Origin of the sequence: Shewanella sp. MM_2022_3, assembly GCF_022557375.1 — a bacterium.
Taxonomy (GTDB): domain Bacteria; phylum Pseudomonadota; class Gammaproteobacteria; order Enterobacterales; family Shewanellaceae; genus Shewanella; species Shewanella xiamenensis.
The window spans coordinates 127,327-143,491 of sequence record NZ_JAKZGV010000004.1; the positions used below are offsets into that span (position 1 = coordinate 127,327).

The window sequence follows — 16,165 nt, forward strand, 5'->3', positions numbered from 1 at the left end:
GCGTTACTAAGTCATTAAAATCAGCCGCTGAATCCTGCATCTTTAGGTTGTTTGGGTATATTCTCTAGAATCTGGTATTCTATGGGGCTAATGAACGTACTTACATTGCATAAGAATAATGCCTAAACAAGACTCTCTTTGGTTGAAATCATTACGTTGGATCCAAAAGCACTTAGTGCACACTATTGTTGTGCCACAGGATCCCTTTGCCGATCTGAATCTGGATGCCTCCAGACCGCTTGCTTATGTAATGAAAACAGAATCCCTGAGTGATATTGCTGCGTTAAGCGAGATCACCACGAAACTTGGTTTGCCAAGCCCTTACGAGCCGCTGGTGGTGAATGGCGTTGTGGCGCCACGGGTGGTATGCCTTGAAGGTCGTAAGCCCTTATTTGGTGAACGCGCCAGCAATGAGCCATTCCTCGAATGTTTTATGCGTTTGTTGGCCGTCCATAAGGAAAAGCCAGAGTTAGATATACAGCTGGTGCCTGTGAGTCTGTATTGGGGTCGTACTCCGGGTAAAGAAGACGACACCATGAAGGCGGCAGTGCTTGAGCGCGAGAACCCTACTTGGTTACGTAAGTGCTTGATGATCCTATTTTTGGGCCGTCATAACTTTGTGCAATTTTCTAATGCGGTATCGCTGCGTTACATGGCCGACGAACATGGTACCGATATGGGCATTGCCCATAAATTGGCTCGAGTAGCGAGAGTACATTTCCGCCGCCAACGTAAGGTGATGACGGGGCCTGTGTTGCCTAATCGTCAGGCGTTATTCCATTCCTTGCTGAAATCTGAATCCTTACGCAAGGCGATTCAGGAAGAAGCCGCGAGCAAGAAGATTTCTGAAACCCAAGCGCGTGAAACGGCAATTGAATATCTTGATGAAATTGCGGCGAATTATTCCGATAGTCTCGTACGTATTGCCGAGCGCTTTTTAACGTGGTTATGGAACAAGCTCTACAGCGGTATTAACATCAAAGGTGCCGAGCATATTCGGCAGTTACACCACGATGGTCATGAGATTGTGTATGTGCCCTGCCATCGCAGCCATATGGATTACCTGCTGTTATCTTACATTCTGTATTACCAAGGTATGGTGCCACCGCATATTGCTGCGGGTATCAACCTAAACTTCTGGCCTGCGGGGCCGCTGTTCCGCCGTGGCGGGGCTTTCTTTATTCGCCGTAGTTTTAACGGCAACAAACTCTATACGGCAGTGTTCCGTGAGTACCTCGATCAGCTGTTTGCTAAGGGATATTCGGTTGAGTATTTCTCTGAAGGTGGCCGTTCTCGTACCGGTCGTCTATTGGCGCCTAAAACGGGCATGATCGCTATGACGATCAACAGTGTGCTGCGTGGTATCGAACGCCCAGTCACCTTAGTGCCTGTGTATTTAGGCTACGATCACGTGATGGAAGTGGCGACCTATCACAAAGAGCTAAGCGGTAAGAAAAAACAGAAAGAATCTGTATGGCAAGTCTTTGGTGCTATTCGTAAATTAGGTAATTTTGGCCAAGGTTATGTCAACTTTGGTGAGCCGATTACATTGCAAAATTTCTTGAATGAAACGGCACCTAACTGGCGCAGTGAAGTGGCTGATGATCCTGAGCAAAAACCGACTTGGTTAACCCCAGCGGTGAACGTGTTAGCAAATCGGGTGATGACGCGGATTAACGACGCCGCTGCCGCCAGCTCTATTACCTTGACCAGTTTAGTGTTGTTGGCGTCGGAGCAAAATGCCTTAGAGCGTTGTTTGCTCGAGCGTCAGTTAGATTTATACCTGACCCTGCTTAAGCGTGTGCCTTACACGTCGTTTACGTCGGTTGCCGAAGGTGATGGTAAGCACTTAGTACAACAAGGATTAGAGCTGAACAAGTTCTCCATCAACGCCGATCCTTTGGGTGAGATAGTGTCAATTGATGAAAAACAAGCGACGTCAATGACATACTATCGCAATAATATCATTCACTTATTTATTATTCCGTCATTAATTGCCAGCTGTTTAATCAATAATAAACAGATTTCAAGAGCGCAAATCCTTGGGATAGTGAACGACTTTTATCCGTTATTGAAGGCGGAGTTGTTTATGGGGATCAAAGATCTCCCAAGCTACGTGAATCAAGTGCTCGAGCTGTTTATTGAGCAAGGTCTAGTGCAGGAAAGCGATATGTTGTCGGTTGTGACCGAGCACACCAGCCAAATGTTATTGTTGGCTGGCAGCGTTAGTGAGACCTTGCAACGCTATGCCATTATCTTCAATCTGCTGGCCCACAGACCTAAGATGGAGCGTTCGGATCTCGAGTCTGAAAGCCATCTGCTTGCCCAACGTTTAGGGGCGCTGCATGGAATTACCGCACCAGAATTTTACGATAAGAAACTCTATAACACCTTGAGTGTTAAGCTAAAAGAGTTGGGTTATTTCTCTGGTAAGGAAGATAAATCTGATGTTGAGCGCATTCGCGATCAAGCTAATAGCTTACTCAGAGCCTCTGTAAGGCAGACGATTGTCGCCAGCGTGACCGCGGAGCATATCGCTTAATGGCTAACCATATGAATGCGGCGAAGAATAAGCCGGTGGGCAAGTCTTTGCTTGGTGGTGCCATGATTATTGCCGGTACCACAGTCGGGGCGGGGATGTTTTCTTTGCCTGTCGTGGGCGCTGGCATGTGGTTTGGTTACTCGGTACTGATGTTACTCGGTATTTGGTTTTGCATGTTGATGTCGGGACTGTTACTGCTCGAAACCAACCTGCATTTCGAGCCGGGAGCGAGTTTCGATACCCTGACCAAGGAAACTTTAGGCCAGTTTTGGCGCATCGTGAATGGGGTGTCCATTGCCTTCGTGCTCTACATCTTAACCTACGCCTACATCAGTGGCGGTGGCTCGATTGTTAACCATAGCCTCCAAGGTATGGGGATTGAGCTGCCTCAAAGTGTCGCCGGATTAGTATTTGCTGTCGTGCTCGCCTGTATCGTGTTGATCAGTACCAAGGCGGTGGATCGTATTACGACCATTATGCTCGGCGGGATGATCATCACTTTCTTCCTCGCGATTGGTAATTTGCTGATCGAAATCGATGTGACTAAGTTGCTCGAACCGGATGGAAAGCAAAGCTTTATGCCTTATCTGTGGGCGGCCTTGCCATTTGGTCTAGCCAGTTTTGGTTACCATGGAAATGTGCCGAGTTTGGTGAAGTATTATGGCAAAGATTCATCGACCATTTTCAAAGCCATTTTTGTCGGGACTTTTATCGCGCTGATCATTTATGCCTGCTGGTTAGTCGCCACTATGGGCAATATTCCCCGCAGCCAGTTTAGTGAGATTATTGCCCAGGGTGGCAATATGGGCGTGTTAGTCGGCGCCCTGTCAAAGGTAATGGAAAGCAGCTGGTTAAACAGCATGTTAACCCTGTTTGCTAATTTAGCTGTGGCGTCTTCTTTCCTCGGTGTGACTTTAGGTTTATTCGATTATTTGGCCGATTTATTCGGATTCGACGATACGCGCTCTGGCCGGATGAAAACGGCGATTGTCACCTTTGTGCCGCCCACCATATTTGGTTTGCTGTTTCCCGATGGCTTTTTAATTGCCATTGGATTTGCAGCCTTAGCGGCAACCGTGTGGGCTGTTATTGTGCCAGCGCTGATGGCCTACAAGTCGAGACAACTCTTCCCTAACCATCAAGGTTTTAGGGTCTTTGGTGGCACACCGTTAATTATCCTTGTGGTGTTGTTTGGTGTCGTGACGGGTGCTTGTCATCTACTCGCGATGGCGAATTTATTACCGCAGTTCTCCTAAGTATTTCGCTCGCAAATCAAGCCCTCAAATTGAGGGCTTTTTCTTTGTATTCATCTTTTTACCGCCAAAACTGGACAGTTGCATAAACTCCAGCTTAACTCGAACACATTATCTGTTTGATTGGAGTCTGCAATGAGGATTACTCAGTACGCACAGGGACAGGCCTGTTGGGTCGAATTGGCGAGCCATGACTGGCAGGGTGCACAGGGGTTTTACCATGCGCTGTTTGGTTGGAATGCGGTGGAAATGGCAATTCCTAATGGTCATTTCTCGCTGTTCAATCTGGAGGGGGACGATTTAGGGGCCATGTATCAAATCCCTGAGTCGGAACCACAGATCCCTAGCCATTGGCGGATTTATTTTGCGGTTAAGGATATCGAAGCGACGGTTGCCGCCATCTTGGCTGCGGGTGGGCAATTGCACATGGGACCGCATGTGGTGGGTGATGCGGGCGTGATGGCGCAGGTGAGCGATCCCGAAGGAGCACGCTTTGCCCTGTGGCAAGCTAAAAACCACTCGGGCTCACGTCGCCAAGGTGAAGAAAATACCCTGTGTTGGGTGGAGCTGGCTTGCCGTGAACCTAGCGCCGAAGCCAGTTTTTACACTCAAGTGTTTCCTTGGACCGCGCTCCCCAGTCATGTGCCCGGCATCGATTACACCGAGTGGCAAATTGACGGTCAGTCTATGGGGGGCATGATGAAAATGATGCCGGAATGGGGCGAGATCCCCGCCCATTGGATGCCTTATTTTGTGGTGGCGGATTGTGATGCTTTTGCCGCTAAGGCGCAGGGGCTGGGCGCACAGCTATGCGTGCCGCCAAGCGATATCCCTGATGTGGGACGTTTTGCGGTGATTGCTGACGCCCAAGGTGCTACTTTCGCGGTAATACACCTATCCCAAAATGAAAACCAATAAGTTAACCTGAGCAGGGATAAGTAGCGCCGCTGAATAGGCCTCTTTTCGGGCCTCTCTGCGTTGCTCTGTCTAACCATAGCTCGCTATGGCATACGACAGAGCGCCTTGATATGCACAAAAATCTGCGCATTCAGTCAGAAAATATTGTCTTTTAAAAACAATCTGTTATGACATTAGTTTGGTTTGTTAAATTTAGATTTTTTCGACACTCGTTACCCCAAGTTCAGGTTAAGTTAGTTTGGTTTGTCGATAGAGAGTGGGTCTGGGCAGTTAGTCTTTTTCGCCTTGGGTGCTTTAGCAAGTAGGCTCGGAATTGAGTCTGATAGCTTGATCTCTTGTGGAAGATTAATCCGGATTTCGCTTAAGAGTCCCTTGGCGCAATCAAGCGTGATCTTAGTGTGTGCACCTTTACCGAAGCTAGTATCAAAGCTTTGATTCAACTCTTGTTGTGTGACTTTTTTACCAATTCTTTCATGGATAAATTGTTGTACCCATGTCGAGGCATTGACTTCCTGCGTCAGCTGAGTCGCCAGTAAAAAATAGTCATTGGGGTCTTGATTACGACAGGTACCGTGCTTCCACCATTCATGGCGTTCTAAACAGGTGCCGTAGCGAGCACTAGGCATCACTTCTTCCAGATTCTTTTGCACAGAGGCATTGAGTGGTACTTCAGGATAATCGCAAAAGTCACTCGGTTGTTGTTTTACGCTGCTGCAAAAGCCGTAACGAGTGCCACATTGCTGGCGATTAGGCCAGAGGCCATGCAGGCTAAAGTGTTGCCATTGAGGCGCATCACTGGTTTGGCTTAAGGCGCGGCATTCTGCTTTACGACTGCCATAGAGTTCACAAAAGGTGCTTTGCCAACTTAAGGCGAGCACATGGGAGTCGTAGTTATCCTCGATTTGACACACATGGCCTTGGCGTTTCTCTGGCGTACCTCGTTCTTTTAGGCTTTCACGATTGATGGCTTTGATATCAGAGGCTGTAGTGGTTTGCGCATGCTCTTTGGTTGAGTTTGGCTGATAAGTCTCTGCCGCTGCTACATTGGTATTGTATTGTCCACAATCACCTTTAATCCAGCGTAACGGTGAACTGATGGCATTGGTGCGGACGCGAATCCAGTCAGGATTGACGCTGTTTCCTAAAATCTCCGTAACGGGATAACGTTCACCGATATTGCTCTGCCAATCATCGGGATTGGTTTGTTTATTTTTAGACTGAAACAACTCACAGCGTTTATTGGCAATAAATTCCCCTGTGGCGGGGACGGCATATGCGGGTGCTGCTGACATGATTAGTGCAGAGCATAAACTGAACGAAGCGAGTAAAACATGTAATCTTTTTTTAAGGAAAAGTCTTTTTGGCCATATTTGGCTGATGATTAAACAAGATGGCTTAGTCATGTGATGGCATCCTTTCTACAGCAGTGAGTCGAGTCAATTCTGTGGTGCGCTGCGTTAATGGTACATATAAGCGTTGTAAACTGAGAGGCTTATTTTATGGATCGTAAACATCAGTGTCATTAGGGTGTCATGCATTCGACTTATATTCGGGTTTTATTGCTAAAACTTTTGAATATAAAGAGGTTATTCATGCATAAGGTCATAAATCTCAATGTTGTTTTATTATCGTCTCTAGTAGTGCTATCTGGTTGTAATTCTGACTCTGATAAGACTGATCCTACACCCATTGAGCCCAGTGGGCGTTGGCTAAAAGGTGACTTACACGTTCACACTGCGGTTTCGCAGGATGCTCGTGAAACCCAGTCTGATATTCTGAAATGGGCCTTTGGTGACTTCGGTTTAGACTATGTTTCATTATCAAATCATATGCGTAACAACAGTCAAGATAATGATGATAACGACGTCGGTGGATTACTGTTTTACGATGCGTTAACTCAGTATGAAATTCCCGGTTTAAAGAAGAACATGCCTAACTATGAGGGCAAGATTGCTTATTCAAGTTTTGAGTGGGATATGCCAACCCATGAGCACTTTAACATTGGTATTTTAGGTGATGAAGCCAAAGTTCTGTCTGCGGTTAAGACCTTTGAGTACAGATTTAGCAGTAAAAATGATATTACGAACTTTGATCCCAAAGATGTTGCTGCATGGACGGCTGCGGGGGATACCCGTCAAAATAAGACTCATGAGGATGCTATTGCTGCTTTGAAGTGGTTAGAGACTCATTATCCAGACAGCAGCTACGGGATGCTAAATCATCCTCGTCGTTATTTATCCAGTTATACGATTCAAGATGTTAGAGAGCTGAACGATGTTGCTCCGAATGTTTTCTTTATGGTTGAAGGTCTTGTCGGTGGCCAGTTCAGTGGTAACCGTGGTGACTATGGTGAGCGTAGTAGTGGAGTGTACGGCGGCGTCGATCCGGTTGTTGCTGAGGTCGGTGGCTGGTGGGATGCATTATTGGGTGAAGGTCGTCGAATTTGGAACATGGGTAACTCGGATATCCACTTCAAAACACGAACTCCCTACGCTAGTAGTTATTATCCCGGTGAATATGCGAAAAGTTACACTTGGGTCGATGGCAAAGATACTACAGCGCTTTTGAAGGGATTACGCTCGGGCAATAGCTTTTCTGTGTTTGGTGATTTGATCGATGCCTTGGATTTTAAGCTTGAAAATGGCAATAAGAATAGTGTCACCATGGGACAAACTTTAGTGGCTAAACCTGGCGATAAGTTAACACTCACTATTCGCTTTAAAAGTCCGGCGTTGAATAATAAAGAGTCCGATATAGGTAATGAAATTTATGCTGGAATTAACCCTGGTGTAAACCATATAGACTTGATTGCGGGTAACGTGGGTCAGCGTGCTGAGCCTGGGACCGCGGCCTACAGAAAAGAAACAAACGATTCAACCTTAGTCGTTAAAACCTTTACTCGTGCCGACTGGCATAAAGATGCCGATGGCTACTACAGTATGAGTTACAGTTTTATCGCGGATCGGCATCAATATTTCCGTCTGCGTGGGACTAATTTAGATTATAACCAAGCTAATTTGACGGAAAGAGGCAATCCTTTGAAGTCAGCTGTGATTAATCAAGCTGAAGGTGAATCGGTACAGTCTTGGTATAACAAGATTAATGATCGTAACTATAACGACCTGTGGTTCTATTCTAACCCTGTGTTTGTTAACACGGTTCAATAACCCCTTTTAAATGCGGTTGAATAAAAATCCCCCAGACTATTATGGTTTGGGGGATTTTTTATGCCTGTGCTATCAGTGAACTGCGTCTTGCTTTAATTTACGCGAGTAAATGAGAAGATACAGTGCTGGCAGTACAAACAACGACAGTATTGGTGCTGTTACCATTCCACCGACCATTGGGGCGGCGATTTTTTGCATCACATCGTTACCCGAACCTGCGCCCCACATAATGGGGAGTAGGCCGAAGAAGATGGTGGCAACTGTCATCGCTTTAGGACGTATCCGCATGACCGCACCTTCTATCAAGGCTTCTTTTAAGTCTTCAACGCTGTGGTAAAGGTTTTTCTCCTGTCGATGTTTGATGGCGTTATTTAAATAGACCAACATAATCACCCCAAATTCTGCTGCTACCCCAGCAAGGGCAATCATACCAACAGCGACGGCAACAGAGATGTTGTAATCCAGTAGATACAATAGCCAAGTGCTGCCGACTAAGGCAAAGGGTAGACTCAGCATGATCATGCTCGCTTGCATGGTAGAGCCAAAGGTCATCATCAGTAGGATAAAGATGACTCCTAATGCCATTGGGATGACTTGCTTTAGTTTGGCATCGACCCGTTGCATATACTCGTACTGGCCCGCAAAGCTGTAGCTATAACGGGGCGGCATTTTGAGTTCGGCATTTAAAGCTTGCTTCGCGGTGTTAATGTATTCCCCAATAGAAGTGCCCTCAATATCGATAAATACCCAAGAGATTAAGCGCCCGTTTTCGCTGGTGAGCATTGGTGCACCATCGGTGATTTCGATATCGGCTAAATTGCGAAGTGGTAAGTAATTTCCCGATTTAGTGATCACAGGTAATTCACGCAGTTTCTCGATATTGTCACGCAGCTCTCTTGGATAGCGCAGGTTAATAGGGTAACGCTCAGCACCTTGTACGGACTCGCCAATATCCATACCACCGATGGCGTAACGCACTACATCCTGAATATCTTGTAATGACATACCATAACGAGCGGCAACATCCAGTTTTGGCGTGATGTCGATGTAGCGTCCACCACCGCTCCGTTCTGCATAGGCTGATTTAGTGTGTGGGACCTTGCTTAAGATAGCCTCAATTTTGCTGCCTAGGGCTTGCAGCTCATTGACATCTGCACCGGTAATTTTAATGCCTACGGGGGTTTTAATGCCCGTTGATAGCATATCGATACGTGTCTTAATTGGTTGCACCCAAGCATTTGTGAGGCCAGGCACTTTTACCGTCTGCTGTAACTGATTAATGATGCCATCTAAGGTCATGCCTTCACGCCATTCGTTGTGGGGTTTTAGCATGATTGTGGTTTCGAGCATGGTAAGTGGCGCAGGATCTGTCGCCGTTTCGGCCCGCCCCACCTTACCAAATACGCGAGCGACTTCAGGGACGGTTTTAATCAAACGATCCGTCTGTTGTAGCACTTCGGCGGCTTTGCTGGCGCTAATGCCTGGCAATGCCGTTGGCATATAGAGTAAATCGCCTTCTTCGAGCGCAGGCATAAACTCGCTGCCCATACGTGTCATGGGATACCAAGCACTGGCCAGTGCCATTAAAGCAATTAGTAGGGTTACTTTTGGAAACTTCAGCACCAGTTTCAACGACGGTTGATACAGAGCAATTAGCACTCGGCTGATGGGATTACTGCGCTCGCTAGGAATTTTTCCACGAATAAAGTAACCCATCAGAATTGGCACTAGCGTAATGGATAATAATGCCGCTGCCGCCATGGCAAAGGTTTTAGTGTAAGCCAGTGGCGCAAATAAGCGTCCTTCCTGCGCTTCTAGCACAAATACGGGTACAAAACTTAAGGTGATAATAATCAGTGAGAAAAACAGTGCAGGGCCCACTTCGATAGAAGCTGCGCTAACAATTTCCCAGTGTTCTTTAACCGACGGTTCGCGTTGATGTTCGGTTTTAAAGTGCTCTAAATGTTTGTGTAGGTTTTCGATCATGACGATCGCACCATCCACTACAGCACCGATGGCAATAGCGATGCCACCAAGACTCATAATATTGGCATTCACCCCCATTTTATTCATTACGATAAAGGCAATAAGAATCGACAGCGGTAAAGTAATCACCGCGACCAATGTTGAGCGTGCATGCAGTAAAAATAATAGGCAAACCAAGCCCACAACCAACATTTCTTCAATGACTTTGCTGAATAGGTTGTCGACAGACTTTTGAATTAATTGAGAGCGGTCATAGGTTGGAATTATTTCCACCCCTTCAGGCAGACCTGTTTTTAACTCTTCCAGTTTAGCTTTAACCGCATCGATAGTGGAAAGCGCGTTTTCACCGTACCGCATCACCACAATGCCGCCCACGACTTCGCCTTCGCCATCAAGCTCGGCAATGCCGCGGCGAGCAGCGGGACCTTTGCGCACGGTAGCGACATCTTTGAGTAGTAAAGCTGTTCCGGAAGGGCTAGTAATCCCTAATGGGATTTCACGAAAATCAGCTAATGTTTGACGATAACCTTTGGCGCGCACCATATATTCGGCTTCGGCCATTTCGACCACTGAACCACCAGCTTCGCTATTGGCTCTTTCTATCGCCTCTTTGACGGTGGCGATATCGAGTTTATAGATCGCCATATTGTCTGGCTCGAGCACGATCTGATAGGTCTGCTCCATACCGCCGACGGTTGCGACTTCGGAGACACCGGCAACACTTTGTAGCTCAAGTTTGAGATACCAATCCTGTAGGCTTTTAAGTTGCGAGAGATCTAAGTTGCCAGAGCGATCGACCAGCGCGTACTCAAACACCCAGCCCACGCCAGAGGCATCGGGGCCGAGTGAGGGTTGTACCCCTTTAGGTAAGCGACTGCTGATCTGGCTTAAATACTCCAACACCCGTGAACGCGCCCAATAGATGTCGGTGCCATCTTCGAAGATCACATACACATAAGAGTCACCAAACATCGAGAAACCCCGCACGGTTTTTGCACCGGGTACGGCTAACATGGCGGTCGATAATGGGTAAGTCACTTGTTCTTCAACCAGTTTTGGCGCTTGCCCTGGATAAGGGGTCTTAATGATCACCTGCACGTCGGATAAATCCGGCAGGGCATCGAGCGGCGTTTTACGCAACTCCTGTACGCCCCAGACAGTAACCATTATGGCGATAATTAACACCATAAGTCTTTGTCTGATCGAGGACTCGATAATATATTTCAACATAATGCGCTCCTAGTGCTGATGACCGCTGCTTAAACGCATCAGGCTGCCCTTGAGGCTGGCCTCGGAGTCGAGCAGGAATTGCCCTGAGGTGACGACACGTTCACCTTCGCTTAGGCCCGAGACTATCTCGGCTTTGCCTTGGCTCATCATGCCTACAGTGACAGCTTTTGCGATAAAGCTGTCATCGGCTTGTTTGACTATTACGCGATTTTCTTTACCCGTTTGGATGAGCGCTTCCTGTGGGATCACGAGTACATCCTTATTTGGGCCGCCAAAGAGCGAAACCTTAGCGAGTGTCTTGGGTCTTAAAGAGACATCGGTATTATTCAGTACCACGCGCACCCTCAAACTACGGGTAACAGGGTCTAGCTCGGGATAGATATAGTCAACCGTGCCTTCTATACCGTTGATATTCATCGCGGGCACAGAGACTTCGGCTTTTTGCCCAACCCTAATCCAGCTTTGTTCATTTTCAAACACATCGGCGATGACCCATACCTTAGAAAGATCGACCAATGACATGACTTCAGTAGAAGGCTCAATATACATACCGTCACGGATGGAGAGTGTTTCGACAACACCTTCCTGTTGCGCGTAAAACGGTACTCGATATTGGGTTTGGCGTGAGCTGGCTAATTGTTTGATTTGTTGTTCGTTAAACCCTAAGAACGACAGCCTTAAGCCTGCCCTGCGAACCAGATCTTGGTATCTTTGGCTACCGGAGGTTTTCGCTGTATCTAAGGCGAGCAGATAATCATCCTGAGCATTGACTAAATCGGGTGAGTAGATCTCATAAAGTAGCTGCCCCTTTTTGACGGTATCCCCCATGGATTTAACCATTAGCTTTTCAACCCAGCCAGTAACGCGGGCATGAATATGGCTGATCTGGCTCTCGTCATAGTCTATTTGACCCACGGTTTCGACAAACTTCCATAGGGTATCGCGCTCAACGTTGGCGACTTTAAGGGCAAGTGCTTGTTGCATACCGCCAGAGACATTAATGTTAATTTCCTGCGTATTGCCGCCTGTTTCGACCTTCTCTAAATTCATCCCACAAATAGGGCAAGTGCCTGGAAAATCACTAATGATGTGGGCATGCATTGGGCACACATACTTAATCGTTGCGCCAGAATTTTGATTTTTGACTAAGTTATTGGCTTTAGGCGTTGGAGTATCAAACACTTGAGCCGCGTTGGCGTTTTGTGTATGTGCTTGATGTTCCTCATGTTGTGCTGTATTGCTTGTTTCTTCCTTCTCAACGAGGAACATATTGCACTTAGGGCAGCGGCCGGGTTCATGGCTTTCTACTTCAGGGTGCATAGGGCAAGTATATGTTTTGACTTGATTGGCGCTATTGCTGTTATGCTGATGCCCCGCCTCTGATTGAGCCGCAGGATCAGCAAGCTGAGCCTGGGTTAACCAAGGTGTGCCCAGCAGAAGGCTACTGAGTATCAACACAGCCTTAGTGCACGGTTTTTTTACTTTGTAAAATTGGTTCATATGCCTCATCTCCAGCCTAGCTTAGTGGTGTGCGTGATCTTTGTGCATTGCACCGTCAGCCATTTTTTCTGTCGTCGCTTTAGGCTCTAAATTCATGCCACATTTAGGGCAAGTATCACCTTTGTTACCTGTAACTTCGGGATGCATTGGGCAAACATAGGCTACAGCTTGTTCCTGTGGCGCGGCATTGTTGTGGTGATGCTCATGGGGTGTTGCTGTAGCAAACACACTGGTGCTGGTCATTAAAAATGCAACTAAGGCAAGATTAGTTAAGGTTTTCATATTATTCACTCCATCGGGTTTTAGGGCCGAATATGAGTGCAAAAACGTGATTGAGCTTATTTCTTGAGTGCATACTCAAAATTGATGCCATGGGTAGCATCGTGCACAGTCAACGTTTTAGCTTTACTCTGGGTGCTTGATAAGAGGGCACCACAATAAACGGCAAAATAAATAGTTAGCTTGGTTCGCCCTGAAAAAAGGGCACAATGAGGCTAGGACTAGGCTATCGGTGGCTTGAAGGCCGACGATAAAGAGATAGAGTGGAAATGAGGCATAGGAGTGGCCATAGGGGTATCACTCAGACTCACACTGGGCCAAAGATGTGGACTGAAAAGCGTACCAGCAACTGAGATCGTCAAGCAATGTCCACAATCGTTAAGACAGGACGTGGTGCCATTACAACAATGCTGTTTTGCGCCGGGAAGCATTTGATCGTTACAGCAATTTGTATTGGCCATTGCACTGGCGTCAGCGTGGTGCTCGGTGTTCATTTGCATCATTGCCGCGTGATCCATTCCTTGGTTGGAAAGGCTATGAACCATAGCGCCCATTTCCATTGAGCGCATCACCATAGCGTGTCCATTAGACACAACACCTTGCCCGACCAATGCGAGTAAAGTGAATATGACTAATAAATAACGACTAAGTGTTTGATGCATAATAATTCCAGATAATGAACGCTTGGATTCTAGCACAGAGGCATTATGCTGCAATGCGTTAACTCACATTTTAGTTAATGCCTCCGCTCATCGCTCCTAAGGTTGGATTATCTAGCGACCTGATTTCGCAAGATCTCTGCCATTAACTGACTGTGATTTTGCAAGACGAGTGGCAGTGGTGTGGCACCATCTACACTGAGCTGTATACGAGGGTTATTGATAAAACGTTTGGCATCAGCCTCGCTAGTTAATGTTGGAGTGCTGATCTGGTAATTCGACTGCGGTGCAACATCTAGGGTAAAGAATAGAGGCTCAGACTTCACCCAAGTGCCACTATCATCGGCGCGATAACTGAATAGATCTTGATATTTTACTTCAATTAGCACTTTACCTTCAGGTAGTTGTACTGGTTTAAAGGATTTAGTTGCTTGGCCATTAATGCTGACCACATTGAGTGTATCAGTGCCTTTCAAGGTCGCAGCACTCGCCGTCATGCTGATAGCAATAGTACTGATGACGAATGTAACGCCAACGAAAATTTTACTAAATAAGGTCGTTTTCATAATAAACTCCAAAATTTGCGTGTTCGCGTGAGCGCCAAATCGTGGTGGCAGCTTCGCGAGCGATTGAATCGATTTAATGATTAAGATCGGTTACAGCAAATCGGAGTTGGGTGGTGGTGTGGTCAACCCAAGGTCGGCGGTTTGAATCGCCCAGCTTTTGTTCGTAATACGATTACTAGCATGACTCATCAACGCGAGTTGTGGTTGTGATGTTGAGAGGTAAAGCTGTGCAACGCAATGAGTTTTGCAATGGTTGGTAAGAGAGTCTTGGCAATGCAACATGCATTCGTCTGGGGGACAATCGGGCATAGTGCAATTTATTTTGCCATCAACCATTTGCATGCTGGATATATCGTGAAAGTCATTCATCGCTGAAGTTGGCATAGCATTCACCATCGCCGACTGAGCGATAAGTGAAAATAACAGTGCTATGGTGATCCAAAACTTAGCCATAAAAAAACCGTTGCCAATGTACCTATCCTTAAAGACCAACAAATTGCATAAAAAGTTTCATTTTGAGTTTAGTTTTAGGCGTCAGGCTTTTATAGCAAAGGTTAAATGTCGTCTTGATCACATTTTTGTATTCTAAAAATGATTTCATTGCCTTAGCTTCTTAAGGTAGTACTTAATCATTTGTCGCTTAGCATAATGATGAATGTATTAGTGAGAGTTGAAGTACCCTAATGCTCTGCTAAGCTGGTTTTAGCGAGTCGTATTATTCAGAGTTAGAGCTAAGTCTCATTTTGCGCTTTTAAGTTTACATTAATCGGCATTTTAGGCTTGAAATCAAATTTCTAATAAATGAAAAAATATAAAATAGTCTTATAAAAACTAATTTTGACCATATTTTCGGAGATAGAGTGATGAACTGGCGTGCACTATTTAAACCCAGCGCGAAATATTCCATCCTAGCGCTACTGGTTGTTGGTATCGTTATTGGTGTTGTGGGCTACTTTGCAACCCAACAAACCTTACATGCGACGAGTGAAGACGCATTTTGTATGAGCTGCCATAGCAACCACTCATTGAAAAATGAAGTGTTAGCTTCTGCCCATGGCGGTGGCCGTGCTGGTGTGACCGTACAATGTCAAGACTGCCACTTACCACATGCTCCAGTGGATTACTTGATCAAGAAAATCATCGTATCTAAGGACTTATACGGTTTCTTAACTATCGATGGTTTTAACACTCAAGCTTGGCTAGACGAAAACCGCAAAGAGCAAGCTGACAAAGCTTTAGCTTACTTCCGTGGTAATGACTCTGCTAACTGTCAACATTGCCATACTCGTATTTATGAAAATCAACCTGAAACAATGAAGCCAATGGCTGTGAGAATGCACACCAACAACTTCAAGAAAGATCCTGAAGCAAGAAAGACCTGCGTGGACTGCCACAAAGGTGTTGCTCACCCCTATCCAAAAGGATAAGGTTTAGCGCTTCAATAGCTTGATATTCAAATAAAAAGCCCTCTTCGAGGGCTTTTTGCTTTCTCGTCTTATAAGTCTTGGCTATTGATTAATGCCACTCTGCGGGACAAGGCGCTTAGCGAAATTTGATGCACCATTTGCGTGGGAGCTGTGCAGGCATCGGCAATCACTTGCACTGAATAGGCTTGTGCCGCGGGTGATAGCGCTGTATGGGTCACGCAGTTTTGAGTCATGATACCGCATAAGAGTAAATGCTTGATTTGCATATCTTGGAGTAAGTTGGCTAGCTCTGTGCCATCGAAACTGTCGGCAAATTGTTTTACCACAATTGGAGCATTGGGTAGCTCAGCTAAAAGCGCTGGATGGATTTCAACTCCTTGAGTGTGTGAGTTAAAAAAGGGGGCGTCACCCTGAGCAGTATCGGCGATATGCTGCACGAGAATAATCGGTATTGCCTGTTGCTGGGCACATTGCACTGAGTGCAAGGTGCGCGCTAATGCCTCATCGACTTGCCATTGTGGGTAAGCCCCATGGGGAAAGTAGTCATTTTGCACATCAATAATCACTAAGGCGCTGTTCGCTGGGATCTGGTTTAAGCTCGACATATTTTTCTCCTGTTCGTTTCTCTTGCAAAAGAT

At 46.3% G+C, this 16,165-nt stretch carries 13 protein-coding genes; 5 read left to right on the forward strand and 8 right to left on the reverse strand.

The window, feature by feature from the left end:
* Positions 1–118 precede the first annotated feature (118 nt).
* From plsB to MMG82_RS04175, 3 genes are all read left to right on the forward strand, one after another.
* On the forward strand, positions 119–2,542 hold the full coding sequence (gene plsB, locus MMG82_RS04165) for a glycerol-3-phosphate 1-O-acyltransferase PlsB (RefSeq protein ID WP_037423683.1): 2,424 nt from the start codon (positions 119–121) through the stop codon (positions 2,540–2,542).
* Entirely contained in the window at positions 2,542–3,798 is a 1,257-nt protein-coding gene (gene mtr, locus MMG82_RS04170) for a tryptophan permease (protein WP_037423680.1), read from the forward strand. Before plsB ends, mtr begins: the two co-directional genes overlap by 1 nt.
* Positions 3,799–3,930: 132 nt before the next feature.
* On the forward strand, positions 3,931–4,713 hold the full coding sequence (locus MMG82_RS04175; RefSeq protein WP_037423677.1) for a VOC family protein: 783 nt from the start codon (positions 3,931–3,933) through the stop codon (positions 4,711–4,713).
* Positions 4,714–4,946: 233 nt separating this feature from the next.
* Here the strand turns inward: MMG82_RS04175 and MMG82_RS04180 are convergent, their stop codons facing one another.
* Positions 4,947–6,116, reverse strand: coding sequence for a ribonuclease T2 (locus MMG82_RS04180; protein WP_347154260.1), 1,170 nt, complete (start codon positions 6,114–6,116; stop codon positions 4,947–4,949).
* Between the two features lie 189 nt (positions 6,117–6,305).
* Between MMG82_RS04180 and MMG82_RS04185 the strand changes: the two genes are divergently transcribed.
* Positions 6,306–7,880: a hypothetical protein gene (locus tag MMG82_RS04185; RefSeq protein WP_055647314.1), complete on the forward strand. Its 1,575-nt coding sequence runs from the start codon at positions 6,306–6,308 to the stop codon at positions 7,878–7,880.
* Between the two features lie 72 nt (positions 7,881–7,952).
* Here the strand turns inward: MMG82_RS04185 and MMG82_RS04190 are convergent, their stop codons facing one another.
* The 6 genes from MMG82_RS04190 to MMG82_RS04215 form a co-directional block, all read right to left on the reverse strand.
* Positions 7,953–11,096 (reverse strand): CusA/CzcA family heavy metal efflux RND transporter, encoded by a 3,144-nt coding sequence (locus tag MMG82_RS04190; protein ID WP_241406515.1) that lies wholly within the window; start codon positions 11,094–11,096, stop codon positions 7,953–7,955.
* Between the two features lie 9 nt (positions 11,097–11,105).
* Positions 11,106–12,596 carry an efflux RND transporter periplasmic adaptor subunit gene (locus MMG82_RS04195; protein ID WP_241406516.1) on the reverse strand — a complete coding sequence of 497 codons (1,491 nt, stop codon included), beginning with the start codon at positions 12,594–12,596 and terminating at the stop codon, positions 11,106–11,108.
* Positions 12,597–12,617: 21 nt separating this feature from the next.
* Positions 12,618–12,878, reverse strand: a complete 261-nt coding sequence (locus MMG82_RS04200) for a heavy metal-binding domain-containing protein (RefSeq protein ID WP_047537912.1) — start codon at positions 12,876–12,878, stop codon at positions 12,618–12,620.
* Positions 12,879–13,096: 218 nt separating this feature from the next.
* Positions 13,097–13,537: a hypothetical protein gene (locus MMG82_RS04205; protein ID WP_047537915.1), complete on the reverse strand. Its 441-nt coding sequence runs from the start codon at positions 13,535–13,537 to the stop codon at positions 13,097–13,099.
* A 107-nt stretch (positions 13,538–13,644) separates the two neighbouring features.
* The gene (locus MMG82_RS04210; protein ID WP_047537918.1) at positions 13,645–14,100 is read right to left on the reverse strand and encodes a DUF2057 family protein; all 456 of its coding nucleotides are present in this window, start codon (positions 14,098–14,100) and stop codon (positions 13,645–13,647) included.
* Between the two features lie 90 nt (positions 14,101–14,190).
* A complete protein-coding gene (locus MMG82_RS04215; RefSeq protein ID WP_047537921.1) occupies positions 14,191–14,553 on the reverse strand; it encodes a hypothetical protein in 363 nt (120 codons plus the stop codon).
* A gap of 410 nt (positions 14,554–14,963) precedes the next feature.
* On the opposite strand from MMG82_RS04215, the gene cymA reads away from it, so the two are divergent.
* Positions 14,964–15,527 carry a NapC/NirT family cytochrome c CymA gene (cymA, locus tag MMG82_RS04220; RefSeq protein WP_037423641.1) on the forward strand — a complete coding sequence of 188 codons (564 nt, stop codon included), beginning with the start codon at positions 14,964–14,966 and terminating at the stop codon, positions 15,525–15,527.
* A 68-nt stretch (positions 15,528–15,595) separates the two neighbouring features.
* Here the strand turns inward: cymA and MMG82_RS04225 are convergent, their stop codons facing one another.
* Complete coding sequence (locus tag MMG82_RS04225) at positions 15,596–16,132, reverse strand: cysteine hydrolase family protein (protein WP_047537925.1); 537 nt, start codon at positions 16,130–16,132, stop codon at positions 15,596–15,598.
* Between the last annotated feature and the right edge of the window lie 33 nt (positions 16,133–16,165).

Excerpts from the sequence above, each read along its gene's own strand:
- MMG82_RS04180 (WP_347154260.1), bottom strand. The coding sequence starts at position 6,116 with ATGACTAAGCCATCTTGTTTAATCATCAGCCAAATATGGCCAAAAAGA.
- MMG82_RS04205 (WP_047537915.1), bottom strand. The coding sequence starts at position 13,537 with ATGCATCAAACACTTAGTCGTTATTTATTAGTCATATTCACTTTACTC.
- MMG82_RS04200 (WP_047537912.1), bottom strand. The coding sequence starts at position 12,878 with ATGAAAACCTTAACTAATCTTGCCTTAGTTGCATTTTTAATGACCAGC.
- mtr (WP_037423680.1), top strand. The coding sequence starts at position 2,542 with ATGGCTAACCATATGAATGCGGCGAAGAATAAGCCGGTGGGCAAGTCT.
- MMG82_RS04225 (WP_047537925.1), bottom strand. The coding sequence starts at position 16,132 with ATGTCGAGCTTAAACCAGATCCCAGCGAACAGCGCCTTAGTGATTATT.
- MMG82_RS04190 (WP_241406515.1), bottom strand. The coding sequence starts at position 11,096 with ATGTTGAAATATATTATCGAGTCCTCGATCAGACAAAGACTTATGGTG.
- MMG82_RS04185 (WP_055647314.1), top strand. The coding sequence starts at position 6,306 with ATGCATAAGGTCATAAATCTCAATGTTGTTTTATTATCGTCTCTAGTA.
- MMG82_RS04195 (WP_241406516.1), bottom strand. The coding sequence starts at position 12,596 with ATGAACCAATTTTACAAAGTAAAAAAACCGTGCACTAAGGCTGTGTTG.
- cymA (WP_037423641.1), top strand. The coding sequence starts at position 14,964 with ATGAACTGGCGTGCACTATTTAAACCCAGCGCGAAATATTCCATCCTA.
- MMG82_RS04215 (WP_047537921.1), bottom strand. The coding sequence starts at position 14,553 with ATGGCTAAGTTTTGGATCACCATAGCACTGTTATTTTCACTTATCGCT.
- MMG82_RS04210 (WP_047537918.1), bottom strand. The coding sequence starts at position 14,100 with ATGAAAACGACCTTATTTAGTAAAATTTTCGTTGGCGTTACATTCGTC.
- plsB (WP_037423683.1), top strand. The coding sequence starts at position 119 with ATGCCTAAACAAGACTCTCTTTGGTTGAAATCATTACGTTGGATCCAA.
- MMG82_RS04175 (WP_037423677.1), top strand. The coding sequence starts at position 3,931 with ATGAGGATTACTCAGTACGCACAGGGACAGGCCTGTTGGGTCGAATTG.